Below are 13,484 nucleotides of genomic sequence, written 5' to 3'. Positions count from 1 at the left end.
CTGCGCCCACTCCTGCGCCCATCGCTTCTGCGGGTGGCTAGGGTCCTCCTCGTGTCCGCGTTCGCCGTGGGTGCGCTCGGCACGGCCGGAGCCACCATCGCGCAAGCGGCGACCGGTGGCCAGGCGTCTACCGCGCCGTTCGCTGCGCAGGCGGTCGCTGCGCAGGCGGTCGCTGCGCCGGCGGCGCCCCGGGCGATGTGGGTGTGGGACACCTCGACGCCGGCCGCGACCGTCGACCTCGCGGTGTCGCGAGGGATCGGCCAGCTCTATGCCGCCGTGCCGCCACACGTCGACAGCTCCCCCGAGCTCGCCTCCCTCATCGACCTCTCGAGGCGCGCGAGGGCGGCAGGCCTGCGCGTGGACGCGCTCGGTGGGGACCCCGGCTGGGTCGACAACCCCACGAGGGTCGTGGACAGCTGGCTGCGGCCGGCGCTGGCCACCGGGCTCTTCACCGGGGTCCACGCCGACATCGAGCCGTACACCGGTACCGCGTGGCAGACGAAGCAGGCGACGGTGGTCAAGAAGTACCTCGCGACCCTGGACACGCTGCGTACCAGCGCCGGGTCTGCGCCGCTCGAGGCCGACATCCCCTTCTGGTTCGACGGAGTCGCGGCCAACGGGTCCACCCTCGACCGGGAGGTGCTGCGCAGGACTGCGGGCGTCACCGTGATGGCGTACCGCAACCTGGCGGCGGGGCCGGATGGTTCCGTCGCGTTGTCCGCGGCAGAGGTCCAGGCGGGTACCCAGCTCGGGCGGCCTGTGCGCGTCGGCCAGGAGACGACCTTCCTGGGTGACGGGCCGGCGGACACGAAGCAGACGTTCTTCGGCCAGACCGGGACCCAGTTCGAGGCGCAGCTCTCCGCCATCGCCGGCGCGTTCGGCGAGTCACCTGGGTTCGCCGGGATCGCCATCCACGACGCCAGCGGCTACGCGGCGCTCGCCCCCTGACCAGCCCGCCCCCTCCTTCCCGACCGGACTCACCATTTTGTGCGAGTCGTATGCCGCGGGCTCCCGACACGCCTAAAAACGTGAGTCCGGTCGGGGAACGGGGGTGGGCCGGTCAGCCGCGCTACGGCACGTCGTCCAGCGTGCGGACGGCGCGGGCCTGCGCTGCTCGAGCCGCGAGCTCCTTGTCAGGCGGGTAAATGACCTCCTCCAGCGACAGGCCGTGCGCAGGCATCACCGCGACGGCCGGATCGCGGCGTGCCGCGCGCAGCACCTGCGCGGGCCATCCGACCTCCCGCCGGCCCTGCCCCACCGGCAGCACGGCCCCGACCAGCGAACGCACCATCGAGTGGCAGAACGCATCAGCCACGACGGTGGCCTCCAGGACACCGCCGGGGTCGCGTCGCCAGGAGTACTCCAGCAGGGTGCGGACCGTGCTGGCGCCCTCTCGCCGTTTGCAGAAGGCCGCGAAGTCGCGAAGCCCTAGCAGGCGCTGAGCCGCCTCGTGCATCGCCGTGACGTCCACCGGATCCCTGGTCACCACCGTCTCACGGCGCCGCAGCGGGTCCAGCGCCGTCGACCGGTCACACAGCCGGTAGAGGTAGCGCCGTCGCAGCGCCGAGAAGCGCGCGTCGAACCCGGGAGCGGCCACGCGGACATCCCGGACGACGATGTCGCCGGGAAGCAGGCCACTCAGCCGGGTCAGCGCCGCGGCCTCAGGTGTACGGGTCGACCGCCCGGGAAGGGCGGCCCAGGCGTGCTCGCCGGCGTCGAGGTGCGCCACCTGGCCGCGAGCGTGGACGCCCGCGTCGGTCCGCCCGGCGACGGTGAGCCGCACGGGTGTGTCGGACCTCAGAAGGGTGGTGAGCACCCTCGACAGCTCGCCTTCCACCGTCCGCAGACGCGGTTGTGCTGCCCAGCCGGAGAACTCGGTGCCGTCGTACGCCAGGTCGAGCCGGATCCGCAGCGGCGCTGTCGGCGCGACGCCCTGCTCCCGGTCCACGGCGACAGCGTAGCCAGCGGCGCCTCGGACCCGGTCCCCTACCGGGGGGACCGTCAGGGGATGAGCCCCGGAAAGCACAGAGCCGCCCATCCCGCGGAATGGGCGGCCCTGGACGTGCCGCGAACGTGCGCTGCGCGGTCAGGCCGTGCCTGCTCGCGTTCTGGTGCGCAGTGACGCTGTCAGGCAGGCGCCTGGGCGTCGTCGGCCTGGCCCGCGTCGCCGGTCTCCGGCGCAGCCGTGTCGCTGGCCTCAGCGTCAGCCGCCTCAGCGTCAGCGCCTTCAACAGCGTCAGCGCCCTGGCCGGACTCGGTGGACTCCGTGGACTCCGGAGACTCGGTGCCTTCGGTGGCCTCGGTCGCCTCCTCAGCCTGCGGCGCCTCGACAGCTTCGGCGTCCGCAGCGGCGGGAGGCTGCTTGGCGGCACGCTTGGTGGCTGCCTCCGCCTCCTTCACCGTCGCGCGCTTGGCGATGGGCTCGCGCACCAGCTCGATGACCGCCATCGGAGCGTTGTCACCCTTGCGGGCACCGATCTTGGTGATCCGGGTGTAGCCGCCAGGACGCTCCGCCATGTCGGGCGCGATCTCGGTGAAGAGACGGTGCACGACACCCTTGTCAGAGATGACCGACAGGACGCGACGACGAGCATGCAGGTCACCGCGCTTGGCGAAGGTCACCAGGCGCTCGGCGAGCGGGCGCAGGCGCTTCGCCTTCGCCTCGGTGGTCGTGATCGAGTCGTGCTCGAACAGCGAGCTGGCCAGGTTGGCCAGGATCAGCCGCTCGTGCGCCGGACCGCCGCCGAGACGGGGACCCTTGGTGGGGGTAGGCATGTGTTGTTCTCCTTGGTGTGCGACCGGGGCGGTTGCCCGCCCCGGTCAGCGGCGGTTGGTCAGAGCTGCTCGTCCTCGGCAAGGGCGCGGCCGTCGTCAGCGAAGTCGTCGTCGTAGTCGCCGTAGTTGTCGGCGATCGCGGACGGGTCGAAGCCGGGCGGGCTGTCCTTGAGCTGCAGCCCCATGCCGACGAGCTTGGCCTTGACCTCGTCGATCGACTTGGCACCGAAGTTGCGGATGTCGAGCAGGTCCGCCTCGCTGCGCCCGACGAGCTCACCCACCGTGTGGATGCCCTCACGCTTGAGGCAGTTGTAGGACCGCACCGTCAGGTCGAGGTCCTCGATCGGCAGCGCGAGGTCCGCAGCCAGCGCAGCGTCCGTCGGCGAGGGGCCCATGTCGATGCCCTCCGCCTCGACGTTGAGCTCACGGGCCAGGCCGAACAGCTCCACCAGCGTCTTGCCGGCCGAGGCCATCGCGTCCCGCGGAGCCATGGAGTTCTTGGTCTCGACGTCGACGATGAGCTTGTCGAAGTCGGTGCGCTGCTCGACACGCGTCGCCTCGACCTTGTACGTCACGGCGAGCACCGGCGAGTAGATGGAGTCGACCGGGATGCGGCCGATCTCCTGGTCGCCGGACTTGTTCTGGTTGGCGGAGACATAGCCGCGACCGCGCTCGACGGTCAGCTCCATCTCGACCTTGCCCTTGCCGTTCAGGGTGGCGATGTGCAACTCGGGGTTGTGCACCTCCACGCCGGCCGGAGGCGCGATGTCAGCCGCGGTGACGGCGCCCGACCCCTGCTTGCGCAGGTACATGACGACCGGCTCGTCGTGCTCCGAGGAGACGACGAGGCCCTTGATGTTGAGGATGATCTCGGTGACGTCCTCCTTGACCCCTGGGATCGTGGAGAACTCGTGCAGCACACCGTCGATGCGGATGCTGGTGACCGAGGCGCCCGGGATGCTCGAGAGGAGCGTGCGGCGCAAGGAGTTGCCGAGCGTGTAGCCGAAGCCAGGCTCGAGGGGCTCGATGACGAAGCGGCTGCGGTTGTCCGCAACGACGTCTTCGCTCAGGGAGGGGCGCTGTGCGATGAGCACGGGTGTTTCCTTTCTCGTCGGCGACCGCTATATGACGCCGAGGAAGTGCCGGGTGTCACCCGGCCGGCTGGTCCACCTCTGTCCGTGGCCAGACCACACGCGAGGTATGCCGCGTGGTCACCCACGCGGCATACCTCGACGCATCAGTTCTTCGAGTAGAGCTCGACGATCAGCTGCTCGGTGAGGATCGTGTCGATCTGCTCCCGCACGGGCAGCTGGTGGATCATGATCTGCAGCGAGCCCGGGACGACCTGCATCCAGGCCGGGGTCGGACGCTCGCCGAAGGTCTGGCGGGCCAGCTCGAACGGGAACGTCTCCACCGACTGCTTGCGGACGGTGATGATGTCGTACTGCTCAACGCGGTAGGACGGGACGTCCACGCGACGGCCGTTGACCTCGAAGTGACCGTGGGTCACGAGCTGGCGGGCCGCACGACGGGTCCGAGCCAGACCGGCGCGGTACACGACGTTGTCGAGCCGGGACTCCAGGATCTGCAGCAGCGTCTCGCCGGTCTTGCCCGAGCGACGCGAGGCCTCCTCGTAGTACCCGCGGAACTGCTTCTCCATGACGCCGTAGGTGAAGCGGGCCTTCTGCTTCTCCTGCAGCTGGGTGAGGTACTCCTTCTCCTGCATCCGGCGACGGCCGTGCTGACCGGGCGGGAACGGGCGGAGCTCGAAGTTCTTGTCGCCGCCGACGAGGTCGACCTTCAGGCGACGCGACTTCTTGGTGATGGGTCCGGTGTAACGGGCCATGAGTTTCTTTCTACCTTCCCGTTAGGTCAGACGCGGCGGCGCTTGGGCGGACGGACACCGTTGTGCGGCGAGGGGGTGACGTCGCTGATCGCGCCCACCTCCAGGCCGGTGGCGGTCAGGGAGCGGATGGCGGTCTCACGACCGGAGCCCGGGCCCTTGACGAAGACGTCGACCTTGCGCATGCCGTGCTCCATCGCGCGGCGGGCGGCGGCCTCGGCAGCCATCTGCGCGGCGAACGGGGTGGACTTGCGCGAGCCCTTGAAGCCCACCTGGCCGGCGGAGGCCCAGGAGATCACGGCACCGGTCGGGTCGGTGATCGAGATGATGGTGTTGTTGAAGGTGCTCTTGATGTGAGCGTGCCCGTGGGCGACGTTCTTCTTCTCCTTGCGGCGCACCTTCTTGGCGCCAGCGGTACGAGCCTTGGGAGGCATTACTTACCAACCTTCTTCTTGCCGGCCACGGTGCGCTTGGGGCCCTTGCGGGTACGCGCGTTGGTCTTGGTGCGCTGTCCGCGGACCGGAAGGCCACGGCGGTGACGCAGGCCCTCGTACGAGCCGATCTCGACCTTGCGGCGGATATCGGCGGCGATCTCGCGACGGAGGTCACCCTCGTGCTGGACGTTCGCCTCGATGTAGTCGCGGAGCTTGACCAGGTCCTCGTCCGTGAGGTCACGGACTCGGGTGTCGGGGCTGACGCCGGTGGCGGTCAGCGCCTGCTGGGAGCGGGTACGGCCCACTCCGAAGATGTAGGTGAGAGCGACCTCGACGCGCTTCTCGCGCGGCAGGTCGACACCGACAAGACGTGCCATCTTGTGTGTTTCCTTAGGGTCTCCGGAGGTCTGGTGCAGTACCGGTCCGGGCGTGTTCCCGAAGCTTTCCTCGGGGCACCGGTCCCCGGCCTCCGGGCCGGGGGTGACGTCCTGGGCCGGTGCGATGCACCTGCCGGCAGGGGCCGGGTACTGCGTCACTCAATTCACTTGTACGTCCTCGAAGAGACGCGACGTGCAGGACCGGGCGGCTGCCCGGCCGAGATCAGCCCTGACGCTGCTTGTGGCGCAGGTTCTCGCAGATCACCATGACCCGACCGTGGCGGCGGATCACCTTGCACTTGTCGCAGATCTTCTTGACGCTCGGCTGGACCTTCATAGCCTCTGCTTCGCCTCGATCTGGGCCACCGACCTGCTGGCCGGCGGGTACTGCTCAGCGGTAGCGGAAGACGATCCGGCCACGGGTCAGGTCGTACGGGCTGAGCTCCACCACCACACGGTCCTCAGGCAGGATCCGGATGTAGTGCTGGCGCATCTTCCCCGAGATGTGCGCGAGAACCTTGTGACCGTTCGTGAGCTCGACCCGGAACATCGCGTTCGGGAGAGCCTCGACGATCGTGCCCTCGATCTCGATGACACCGTCCTTCTTGGCCATAGCCTCCACAATCTGCTGGATGGAACGGCCCACGGTGGGCCGGACGCATGAAACCGGCACGCGCGCATACGCATGCCGACAGACGAGTCTACGTCAGCACCCCCCCGCCCACGAAATCCGTCCCCCCCCAGCCGGCAGGAGACGCGCGGCTGGCGGGTTGGTCAGCCCAGGGGGCCGAAGCGCGCACCGAGGGCCTGGAGCCGGTCCTTGCCCCCGTCGAGAGCCGTGAGCACCCACAGCCCGTCGTCCGTGACGGCCACGGTGTTCTCCCAGTGCGCGGCTCGGGAGCCGTCGGTCGTCACCACGGTCCAGTCGTCCTGCAGTACTCGGGTCTCCGCGCTGCCGAGGGTCACCATGGGCTCGATGGCCACCGTGACCCCGGACCGCACGGTCGGGCCCTTGTCGCGCACCCGGTAGTTGGGCACCTGGGGGTCCATGTGCATCTGCGTGCCGATCCCGTGGCCGACGTAGTCCTCGACGATCCCGTAGTCCTGCCCGTGGCGCTCTCCCGACGCGGCGACGCTGTCCTCCACGCCGGCGCCGACCTCGTACAGCGACTCCCCCACCGAGAGCGCCGCGATGCCCGCCCACATGGAGTCCTCCGTCGCGTCGATGAGGGCGAGGTCCTCCGGACGACCTGCCTCCCTGCCCCCCACGACGAGGGAGATCGCCGCGTCACCGTGCCAGCCGTCGACGATGGCGCCGCAGTCGATCGAGATCAGGTCGCCGTCCTGCAGCACCCGGGGGCCGGGGATGCCGTGGACGACCTCCTCGTTTACGGACGTGCAGAGCGTGCCGGTGAAGCCGTGGTACCCCAGGAACGACGGCGTCGCGCCGCAGCCACGGATGTGCTCCTCGGCGAGCTCGTCGAGCTGCTTGGTCGTGATGCCGGGACGCAGCGTCTGCGCCATGAGCTGGAGGGTCTGACCCACGACCAGGCCGGCCCTGCGCATCCGCAGGATCTGGTCTGGCGTCTTGGTCTCGAGGCGGGACCTGCCGAACATCAGGAGTGAGCAACCCCTTGGAGAGCCCCGGTGATGCGGGCGAAGACCTCGTCCACGGACCCCATGCCGTCCACCTGCACCAACAGGCCCCGACGCGAGTAGACGTCCGTCAGCGGAGCGGTCTCCCGCCGGTAGATCGCCTGCCGCTCGCGGATGACCTCCTCGCTGTCGTCCTCCCGGCCCTCTGTCCCGGCCCGCTTGAGCAGCCGGGACACCACCGCGTCCTCGTCCACCGTGAGCTCGAGGACCCCGTCGAGGGAGTGTCCGTGCTCGGCCAGGATCGCGTCGAGCGCATCGACCTGGGCGGCCGTACGCGGGTAGCCGTCGAGCAGGAAGCCCCGCTCCGCGTCATCCTCGAAGAGCCGGTCGCGCACGATGGCGTTGGTGATCTCGTCGGTCACGTAGCCGCCGCCGGCCAGGACCTCCTTGACCTGCAGACCGAGGTCGGTCTCGTTCTTGATGTTGGCGCGGAAGATGTCGCCGGTCGAGATGGCCGGGATGCCGAAGTCGGCGGCGATCTTGGCGGCCTGCGTGCCCTTACCGGCACCCGGAGGACCGAGGATGATCAGACGCATCAGCGGAGGAACCCTTCGTAATGGCGCTGCTGCAGCTGCGACTCGATCTGCTTCACCGTCTCCAGCCCCACACCGACGATGATGAGGATGGAGGTCCCACCGAAGGGGAAGTTCTGGTTGGCGTTGACGAGCTTGAGCGCGATCAGCGGAATCAGCGAGATGAGGCCGAGGTAGATGGCCCCGGGGACGGTGATGCGGGTGAGCACGTAGTCGAGGTACTCGGCCGTGGGTCGCCCGGCGCGGATACCTGGGATGAAGCCGCCGTACCGCTTCATGTTGTCGGCGACCTCCACCGGGTTGAACGTGATCGACACGTAGAAGAACGTGAAGAACAGGATCAGCCCGATGTACATCATCATGTAGATCGGGTGGTCACCCCGGACGAGGTGCTGCTCGACCCACGTCACCCAGCCGGCCTGGTCGCCGGTGGTGGACCTGTTGAACTGTGCCAGAAGGGAGGGGAGCGCGAGCAGCGAGGAGGCGAAGATCACGGGGATGACGCCGGCCATGTTCACCTTCAGGGGGATGTAGGTCGACGTCCCGCCGTACATCTGGCGGCCCACCTGGCGCTTGGCGTACTGCACGGGGATCCGTCGCTGGCTCTGCTCGACGAACACGACCAAGGCGATGATGAGGAAGCCGAGCAGGATGACGCCGACGAAGACGTCCCAGCGCCCGTCCTGCTGCTGGATGGCCCACAGCGACCCGGGGAACGTCGAGGCGATCGAGGTGAAGATCAGCAGCGACATGCCGTTGCCGATGCCCTTGTCGGTGATGAGCTCGGCGAGCCACATGACCACGCCGGTGCCTGCCGTCATGGTGAGCACCATGATGACCAACGTCGGGATGGAGTCGTTGGGCAGGATGTTGGTGCAGGAGGGGCCGAACAGCGCCTGCGGGTTCTGGGCGAACGTGATGAGCGTCGACGACTGCAGGACCGCAAGACCGATCGTCAGGTACCGGGTGTACTGCGTCATCTTCGTCTGGCCCTGCTGGCCCTCCTTCTTGAGGGCCTCGAACCGCGGGATGACCACCGTGAGCAGCTGCACGATGATGCTCGCGGTGATGTAGGGCATGATCCCCAGCGCGAAGATCGACAGCTGGAGCAGCGCCCCACCGCTGAAGAGGTTGGCCAGCCCCAGCACCCCGGAGTTCTTCGGAGCGCCCTTGATACACGCCTGGACGGCCGTGTAGCTGACGCCGGGCACCGGGACGTGGGACCCGAGCCGGAAGATGATGACGATGGCGAGCGTGAACAGCAGCTTCCTGCGCAGGTCCGGCGTCTTGAACGCGCGGGTGAAGGCGGTGAGCACAGGTCCTCCTGGTGGCGCGGGGCTCGGCCGCCGCGCTGACGACGGTCAGGCAATCCTTGGAAGGTTACCCCGAGCGATGGCCGGGGATACCGAGGGGCGGCCACCCGGGACGCGCCGGGACCGCCAGACGGGTATGCCGCGAGCTCACCCTGAGCGGTGAGCCCGCGGCATACCCTCGAGCTGGACGAGCTCAGGCAGAGGTGACCGAGCCGCCGGCGGCCTCGATCTTCTCCCTGGCGCTGGCCGAGAACCTGTCAGCGGTCACGTTGACCGTGACGGTGATCTCGCCGGTACCGAGGACCTTGACCGGGGCGTTGTCGCGGACGGCGCCCTTGGCCACGAGGTCGTCGACGGTCACGTCGCCACCGCTGGGGTACAGCGCGGAGATCTTGTCCAGGTTCACGACCTGGTACTCGACCTTGAAGGGGTTCTTGAAGCCACGCAGCTTGGGCAGGCGCATGTGCAGCGGCATGGCGCCGCCTTCGAAGCGCTCGGACACCTGGTAGCGGGCCTTGGTCCCCTTGGTGCCGCGTCCGGCCGTCTTGCCCTTGGAGCCCTCGCCGCGACCGACGCGGGTCTTGGCGGTCTTGGCTCCGGGAGCCGGACGCAGGTGGTGCAGCTTGAGGGCGGCACCCTCGGGCGCGGTCTGGGTCGCCGCGTCCTGCTTGGCCGTGTTGTCAGCCATGGTCAGTCAACCTCCTCGACGGAGACCAGGTGGGTCACCGTCTTGACCATCCCCCGGATCTCGGGGCGGTCCTCCTTGACGACGACGTCGCCGATGCGCTTCAGACCGAGGCTGCGCAGCGTGTCACGCTGGTTCTGCTTGCCACCGATCTCGGAACGGGTCTGGGTCACCTTGAGCCGCATCAGGCACCAGCCTTCGCGGCCTCGCGGCCGGCGGCCTGCGCGCGGAGCATGGCGGCCGGGGCCACCTGGTCCACCGGCAGGCCACGCCGAGCGGCCACGGCCTCCGGACGCTCGAGACCCTTCAGCGCCGCAACCGCCGCGTGGACGATGTTGATGGCGTTGTCCGAGCCGAGCGACTTGCTCAGCACGTCGTGGATGCCGGCGCACTCGAGCACCGCACGGACCGGGCCACCGGCGATGACGCCGGTACCGGGGGCGGCGGGGCGCAGCATGACGACACCGGCAGCGGCCTCGCCCTGCACCGGGTGCGGGATGGTGCCCTGGATGCGGGGGACCTTGAAGAACTGCTTCTTGGCCTCCTCGACACCCTTCGCGATGGCAGCGGGGACCTCTTTGGCCTTGCCGTAGCCGACGCCCACGGTGCCGTCGCCGTCGCCGACCACCACGAGGGCGGTGAAGCTGAAGCGGCGGCCACCCTTGACGACCTTGGCCACGCGGTTGATGGTCACGACGCGCTCGACGTAGGCGCTCTTCTCAGCCTGGTCACGGCCACCGTCACGACGGTTGTCGCGGCCGCCCCGCCGGTCGTTGCGGTCGCCTCCGCCGCGGGCGTCGCCACCGACGGCTCCAGTGCCTCGACGCTGGGGTCCGGGCATCAGATGTTCCTCATCTCAGTAACAGTGGTCTTCATGGTGGAGAGGCTCACAGGGCCAGCCCACCCTCGCGGGCGCCCTCGGCGATGGCGGCGACCCGACCGTGGTACTTGTTGCCGCCCCGGTCGAAGACGACGGCCTCGACGCCGGCGCTCTTCGCGCGCTCGGCGAGCAGCTCGCCGACACGACGCGCCTTGGCGGTCTTGTCGCCCTCGAAGGACCGCAGGTCCGCCTCCATGGTGGAGGCGGAGACGACGGTCCTGCCGACCGTGTCGTCCACGATCTGCACGAACACGTGCCGGGAGGAGCGCGACACCACCAGACGGGGGCGGCCGGTCGTACCGGTCACCTTCTTGCGCAGGCGCAGGTGGCGACGGCCGCGTGCGGCCGACTTGCCCTTGGAGCGCTTGACGATCATTGCCATGGCTTACTTACCGGCCTTTCCGACCTTGCGACGGATCTGCTCGCCCGCATACCGCACGCCCTTGCCCTTGTACGGGTCGGGCTTGCGCAGCTTGCGGATGTTAGCGGCGACCTCGCCGACCTGCTGCTTGTCGATGCCCTGGACCGCGAAGCGGGTGGGGGTCTCGACGGCGAAGGAGATGCCCGCCGGGGCCTCCACGGTGATCGGGTGGCTGTAGCCGAGGGCGAACTCGAGGTTGCCGCCCTTGTTGGCCACGCGGTAACCCGTGCCGTGGATCTCCATCCGCTTCTCGTAGCCCTCGGTCACACCGAGCACCATGTTGTTGATGAGCGAGCGGGTCAGGCCGTGCAGGGCACGGGACCGGCGCTCGTCGTTGGGCCGCTTGACCTCCAGGAGGCCCTCGTCACCCCGCTCGACGGTGATCGGCTCCGCCACGACGTGGCTGAGCTCGCCCTTGGGACCCTTCACCTTGACGGCCTGGCCGTCGATGGTGATGTCGACACCGCTGGGGATGGCGACCGGCAGTCGTCCGATACGCGACATGTCGAATACCCCTTACCAGACGTAGGCGAGGACTTCCCCGCCCACACCCTTGGAAGCGGCCTGGCGGTCCGTGAGGAGACCAGACGAGGTGGAAATGATGGCCACACCGAGTCCGCCGAGCACCTTGGGAAGGCTCGTCGACTTGGCGTAGACACGCAGACCGGGCTTGGACACCCGGCGTACGCCGGCGATGGAACGCTCGCGGTTGGGGCCGTACTTCAGCTCCACCGTGAGCGTCTTGCCGACCTCGGCGTCCTCGACCTTCCAGGAGGCGATGTAGCCCTCGGCCTGGAGGATCTCGGCAATGTGGGACTTCAGCTTGGAGAACGGCATGGAGACTGCGTCGTGGTGCGCCGCGTTGGCGTTCCGGACGCGGGTCAACATGTCCGCAATCGGGTCAGTCATGGTCATGGGCTTCTCCGCCCTCTCTCACCGTGGTTTCACAGCGACCTGCGCCGCGACCTGCGATGTAGAAAAGTTCAAGTGATGGATGTGTGGTGGTCTTACCAGGAGCTCTTGGTGACACCGGGCAGCTCACCGCGGTGAGCCATCTCGCGCACGCAGATCCGGCACAGGCCGAACTTGCGGTACACCGAGTGGGGACGCCCGCAGCGCTGGCACCGGGTGTAGCCGCGCACCTTGAACTTCGGCTTCTTGTTGGCCTTGTTGACCAGGGCGGTCTTCGCCATGTCAGTTCTCCTTGAAGGGGAAGCCGAGCGCCTTCAGCAGGGCGCGGCCCTCGTCGTCGTTGGTGGCCGTGGTCACCACGGTGATGTCCATGCCACGCACGCGGTCGATGCGGTCCTGGTCGATCTCGTGGAACATCGACTGCTCGTTGAGGCCGAAGGTGTAGTTGCCCTTGCCGTCGAACTGCTTGGGCGACAGGCCGCGGAAGTCACGGATACGCGGCAGGGCGACGGACACCAGACGGTCGAGGAACTCCCACATCCGGTCTCCGCGGAGCGTGGTGTGCGCACCGATCGGCATGCCCTCGCGCAGCTTGAACTGCGCGATCGACTTGCGAGCCCTGGTCACGACGGGCTTCTGCCCCGTGATGGCCCCGAGGTCGCGGACGGCACCCTCGATGAGCTTGGCATCCTTGGCGGCGTCACCGACGCCCATGTTGACGACGACCTTCACGACGCCGGGCACCTGCATGACGTTGGAGTAGCCGAACTGCTGCTGCAGCTGGCCCTTGATCTCCGCGGCGTAGCGAGCCTTGAGGCGAGGAGCCGCAGCGGTCTGGGTCTGAGTGGTCTGAGTGGTCATCGCTGTTCTCACAGATCCTTGCCCGAGCGCACCGCGACGCGGGTGCGGCTGGCCTTGTCACGGCCGTTGCGCTCGACGGTCTCGACCCGGGTCTTGACCCGGGTCGGCTTCTTCTCGGACGGGTCGACGATCGCCACGTTGCTCACGTGGATCGCGGCCTCCTGGACGACCAGACCACCGGTGCGCGTGCCGCGGGCCGTCTGACCGGCCTTGGTGTGGCGCGTCACGCGGTTCACGCCCTCGACGAGGACGCGGTCGGTCTCGGGGTACACCGCGATCACCTTGCCCTGCTTGGTCTTGTCCTTGCCCGTGAGGACCTGGACGAGGTCGCCCTTCTTGATCTTCATCTTCTTGGCCATGGCTCAGAGCACCTCCGGCGCGAGCGAGATGATCTTCATGAACTTCTTGTCACGCAGCTCGCGGCCCACAGGACCGAAGATGCGGGTGCCCCGGGGGTCGCCATCGGCCTTGAGGATGACGGCGGCGTTCTCGTCGAACTTGATGTAGCTGCCGTCGCCACGGCGACGCTCCTTGGTGGTGCGCACGATGACGGCCTTGACGACGTCGCCCTTCTTGACGTTGCCGCCGGGGATGGCGTCCTTGACGGCGGCGACGATCACGTCACCGATGCCGGCGTAACGACGACCCGAGCCACCGAGAACACGGATGCAAAGGATCTCCTTGGCACCAGTGTTGTCGGCGACACGCAGTCGCGACTCCTGCTGGATCACTGTCTAACTCCTGTCGTCGAGCCGGTTCTCACGCGCGGTGAGCCTGGCCGAACTGTGGGTGGT

22 protein-coding genes are annotated in these 13,484 nt (G+C 68.4%); 1 reads left to right on the top strand and 21 read right to left on the bottom strand.

Annotated features, from left to right (window positions below; all coding sequences use genetic code 11):
* Positions 1–51: 51 nt before the first annotated feature.
* Complete coding sequence (locus PHA84_RS07480) at positions 52–948, top strand: hypothetical protein (RefSeq protein WP_270887461.1); 897 nt, start codon at positions 52–54, stop codon at positions 946–948.
* A gap of 121 nt (positions 949–1,069) precedes the next feature.
* Here the strand turns inward: PHA84_RS07480 and truA are convergent, their stop codons facing one another.
* From truA to rplN, 21 genes are all read right to left on the bottom strand, one after another.
* Complete coding sequence (gene truA / locus PHA84_RS07475; RefSeq protein WP_270887538.1) at positions 1,070–1,912, bottom strand: tRNA pseudouridine(38-40) synthase TruA; 843 nt, start codon at positions 1,910–1,912, stop codon at positions 1,070–1,072.
* Positions 1,913–2,127: 215 nt separating this feature from the next.
* Entirely contained in the window at positions 2,128–2,775 is a 648-nt protein-coding gene (gene rplQ, locus PHA84_RS07470) for a 50S ribosomal protein L17 (protein WP_270887460.1), read from the bottom strand.
* Positions 2,776–2,834: 59 nt separating this feature from the next.
* Positions 2,835–3,869 (bottom strand): DNA-directed RNA polymerase subunit alpha, encoded by a 1,035-nt coding sequence (locus PHA84_RS07465; RefSeq protein ID WP_270887459.1) that lies wholly within the window; start codon positions 3,867–3,869, stop codon positions 2,835–2,837.
* A gap of 143 nt (positions 3,870–4,012) precedes the next feature.
* Complete coding sequence (gene rpsD / locus PHA84_RS07460) at positions 4,013–4,621, bottom strand: 30S ribosomal protein S4 (protein ID WP_270887458.1); 609 nt, start codon at positions 4,619–4,621, stop codon at positions 4,013–4,015.
* 26 nt (positions 4,622–4,647) lie between these two features.
* Positions 4,648–5,052 carry a 30S ribosomal protein S11 gene (rpsK, locus tag PHA84_RS07455; protein WP_056883316.1) on the bottom strand — a complete coding sequence of 135 codons (405 nt, stop codon included), beginning with the start codon at positions 5,050–5,052 and terminating at the stop codon, positions 4,648–4,650.
* Positions 5,052–5,429: a 30S ribosomal protein S13 gene (gene rpsM / locus PHA84_RS07450; protein WP_270887457.1), complete on the bottom strand. Its 378-nt coding sequence runs from the start codon at positions 5,427–5,429 to the stop codon at positions 5,052–5,054. Before rpsM ends, rpsK begins: the two co-directional genes overlap by 1 nt.
* A gap of 223 nt (positions 5,430–5,652) precedes the next feature.
* Positions 5,653–5,766 carry a 50S ribosomal protein L36 gene (rpmJ, locus tag PHA84_RS07445; RefSeq protein WP_010148647.1) on the bottom strand — a complete coding sequence of 38 codons (114 nt, stop codon included), beginning with the start codon at positions 5,764–5,766 and terminating at the stop codon, positions 5,653–5,655.
* A 54-nt stretch (positions 5,767–5,820) separates the two neighbouring features.
* Positions 5,821–6,042 carry a translation initiation factor IF-1 gene (gene infA, locus PHA84_RS07440; protein ID WP_006946284.1) on the bottom strand — a complete coding sequence of 74 codons (222 nt, stop codon included), beginning with the start codon at positions 6,040–6,042 and terminating at the stop codon, positions 5,821–5,823.
* Positions 6,043–6,203: 161 nt separating this feature from the next.
* Positions 6,204–7,046, bottom strand: coding sequence for a type I methionyl aminopeptidase (gene map / locus PHA84_RS07435; protein ID WP_270887456.1), 843 nt, complete (start codon positions 7,044–7,046; stop codon positions 6,204–6,206).
* Positions 7,046–7,621 carry an adenylate kinase gene (locus PHA84_RS07430; protein WP_270887455.1) on the bottom strand — a complete coding sequence of 192 codons (576 nt, stop codon included), beginning with the start codon at positions 7,619–7,621 and terminating at the stop codon, positions 7,046–7,048. Before PHA84_RS07430 ends, map begins: the two co-directional genes overlap by 1 nt.
* Positions 7,621–8,934 carry a preprotein translocase subunit SecY gene (gene secY / locus PHA84_RS07425; RefSeq protein WP_270887454.1) on the bottom strand — a complete coding sequence of 438 codons (1,314 nt, stop codon included), beginning with the start codon at positions 8,932–8,934 and terminating at the stop codon, positions 7,621–7,623. Before secY ends, PHA84_RS07430 begins: the two co-directional genes overlap by 1 nt.
* A 190-nt stretch (positions 8,935–9,124) precedes the next feature.
* Positions 9,125–9,619, bottom strand: coding sequence for a 50S ribosomal protein L15 (gene rplO / locus PHA84_RS07420; RefSeq protein WP_270887453.1), 495 nt, complete (start codon positions 9,617–9,619; stop codon positions 9,125–9,127).
* Positions 9,620–9,621: 2 nt separating this feature from the next.
* Positions 9,622–9,804: a 50S ribosomal protein L30 gene (gene rpmD, locus PHA84_RS07415; RefSeq protein WP_270887537.1), complete on the bottom strand. Its 183-nt coding sequence runs from the start codon at positions 9,802–9,804 to the stop codon at positions 9,622–9,624.
* Entirely contained in the window at positions 9,801–10,457 is a 657-nt protein-coding gene (gene rpsE, locus PHA84_RS07410) for a 30S ribosomal protein S5 (protein ID WP_270887452.1), read from the bottom strand. The genes rpmD and rpsE overlap by 4 nt, the downstream gene beginning before the upstream one ends.
* Before the next feature lie 46 nt (positions 10,458–10,503).
* Positions 10,504–10,878: a 50S ribosomal protein L18 gene (gene rplR / locus PHA84_RS07405; RefSeq protein WP_270887451.1), complete on the bottom strand. Its 375-nt coding sequence runs from the start codon at positions 10,876–10,878 to the stop codon at positions 10,504–10,506.
* 3 nt (positions 10,879–10,881) lie between these two features.
* The gene (gene rplF, locus PHA84_RS07400; RefSeq protein ID WP_270887450.1) at positions 10,882–11,421 is read right to left on the bottom strand and encodes a 50S ribosomal protein L6; all 540 of its coding nucleotides are present in this window, start codon (positions 11,419–11,421) and stop codon (positions 10,882–10,884) included.
* A gap of 12 nt (positions 11,422–11,433) precedes the next feature.
* A complete protein-coding gene (rpsH, locus tag PHA84_RS07395) occupies positions 11,434–11,832 on the bottom strand; it encodes a 30S ribosomal protein S8 (protein WP_270887449.1) in 399 nt (132 codons plus the stop codon).
* Positions 11,833–11,924: 92 nt separating this feature from the next.
* Positions 11,925–12,110 (bottom strand): type Z 30S ribosomal protein S14, encoded by a 186-nt coding sequence (locus PHA84_RS07390; protein ID WP_154684473.1) that lies wholly within the window; start codon positions 12,108–12,110, stop codon positions 11,925–11,927.
* A gap of 1 nt (position 12,111) precedes the next feature.
* Positions 12,112–12,690: a 50S ribosomal protein L5 gene (gene rplE / locus PHA84_RS07385; protein WP_270887448.1), complete on the bottom strand. Its 579-nt coding sequence runs from the start codon at positions 12,688–12,690 to the stop codon at positions 12,112–12,114.
* 8 nt (positions 12,691–12,698) lie between these two features.
* Positions 12,699–13,049, bottom strand: a complete 351-nt coding sequence (rplX, locus tag PHA84_RS07380; RefSeq protein WP_270887447.1) for a 50S ribosomal protein L24 — start codon at positions 13,047–13,049, stop codon at positions 12,699–12,701.
* A gap of 3 nt (positions 13,050–13,052) precedes the next feature.
* Positions 13,053–13,421, bottom strand: a complete 369-nt coding sequence (gene rplN / locus PHA84_RS07375) for a 50S ribosomal protein L14 (protein WP_270887446.1) — start codon at positions 13,419–13,421, stop codon at positions 13,053–13,055.
* Positions 13,422–13,484: the final 63 nt, after the last annotated feature.

Source organism: Pedococcus sp. 5OH_020, from assembly GCF_027812955.1.
In the GTDB taxonomy this organism is placed as follows: domain Bacteria; phylum Actinomycetota; class Actinomycetes; order Actinomycetales; family Dermatophilaceae; genus Pedococcus.
Note: the sequence above shows the minus strand (reverse complement) of the source record. Positions and strands in the feature narration are given on the sequence as shown.

Bases quoted from the DNA above. Each gene is read 5' to 3' on its own strand.
- rpsK (WP_056883316.1), bottom strand. From the start codon at position 5,052: ATGCCTCCCAAGGCTCGTACCGCTGGCGCCAAGAAGGTGCGCCGCAAG.
- PHA84_RS07430 (WP_270887455.1), bottom strand. From the start codon at position 7,621: ATGCGTCTGATCATCCTCGGTCCTCCGGGTGCCGGTAAGGGCACGCAG.
- rplX (WP_270887447.1), bottom strand. From the start codon at position 13,049: ATGGCCAAGAAGATGAAGATCAAGAAGGGCGACCTCGTCCAGGTCCTC.
- infA (WP_006946284.1), bottom strand. From the start codon at position 6,042: ATGGCCAAGAAGGACGGTGTCATCGAGATCGAGGGCACGATCGTCGAG.
- PHA84_RS07390 (WP_154684473.1), bottom strand. From the start codon at position 12,110: ATGGCGAAGACCGCCCTGGTCAACAAGGCCAACAAGAAGCCGAAGTTC.
- rpsM (WP_270887457.1), bottom strand. From the start codon at position 5,429: ATGGCACGTCTTGTCGGTGTCGACCTGCCGCGCGAGAAGCGCGTCGAG.
- rpsD (WP_270887458.1), bottom strand. From the start codon at position 4,621: ATGGCCCGTTACACCGGACCCATCACCAAGAAGTCGCGTCGCCTGAAG.
- rplR (WP_270887451.1), bottom strand. From the start codon at position 10,878: ATGGCAATGATCGTCAAGCGCTCCAAGGGCAAGTCGGCCGCACGCGGC.
- rplQ (WP_270887460.1), bottom strand. From the start codon at position 2,775: ATGCCTACCCCCACCAAGGGTCCCCGTCTCGGCGGCGGTCCGGCGCAC.
- rpmJ (WP_010148647.1), bottom strand. From the start codon at position 5,766: ATGAAGGTCCAGCCGAGCGTCAAGAAGATCTGCGACAAGTGCAAGGTG.
- rplF (WP_270887450.1), bottom strand. From the start codon at position 11,421: ATGTCGCGTATCGGACGACTGCCGGTCGCCATCCCCAGCGGTGTCGAC.
- rplE (WP_270887448.1), bottom strand. From the start codon at position 12,690: ATGACCACTCAGACCACTCAGACCCAGACCGCTGCGGCTCCTCGCCTC.
- rplO (WP_270887453.1), bottom strand. From the start codon at position 9,619: ATGGCTGACAACACGGCCAAGCAGGACGCGGCGACCCAGACCGCGCCC.
- rpsH (WP_270887449.1), bottom strand. From the start codon at position 11,832: ATGACCATGACTGACCCGATTGCGGACATGTTGACCCGCGTCCGGAAC.
- map (WP_270887456.1), bottom strand. From the start codon at position 7,046: ATGTTCGGCAGGTCCCGCCTCGAGACCAAGACGCCAGACCAGATCCTG.
- rpsE (WP_270887452.1), bottom strand. From the start codon at position 10,457: ATGCCCGGACCCCAGCGTCGAGGCACTGGAGCCGTCGGTGGCGACGCC.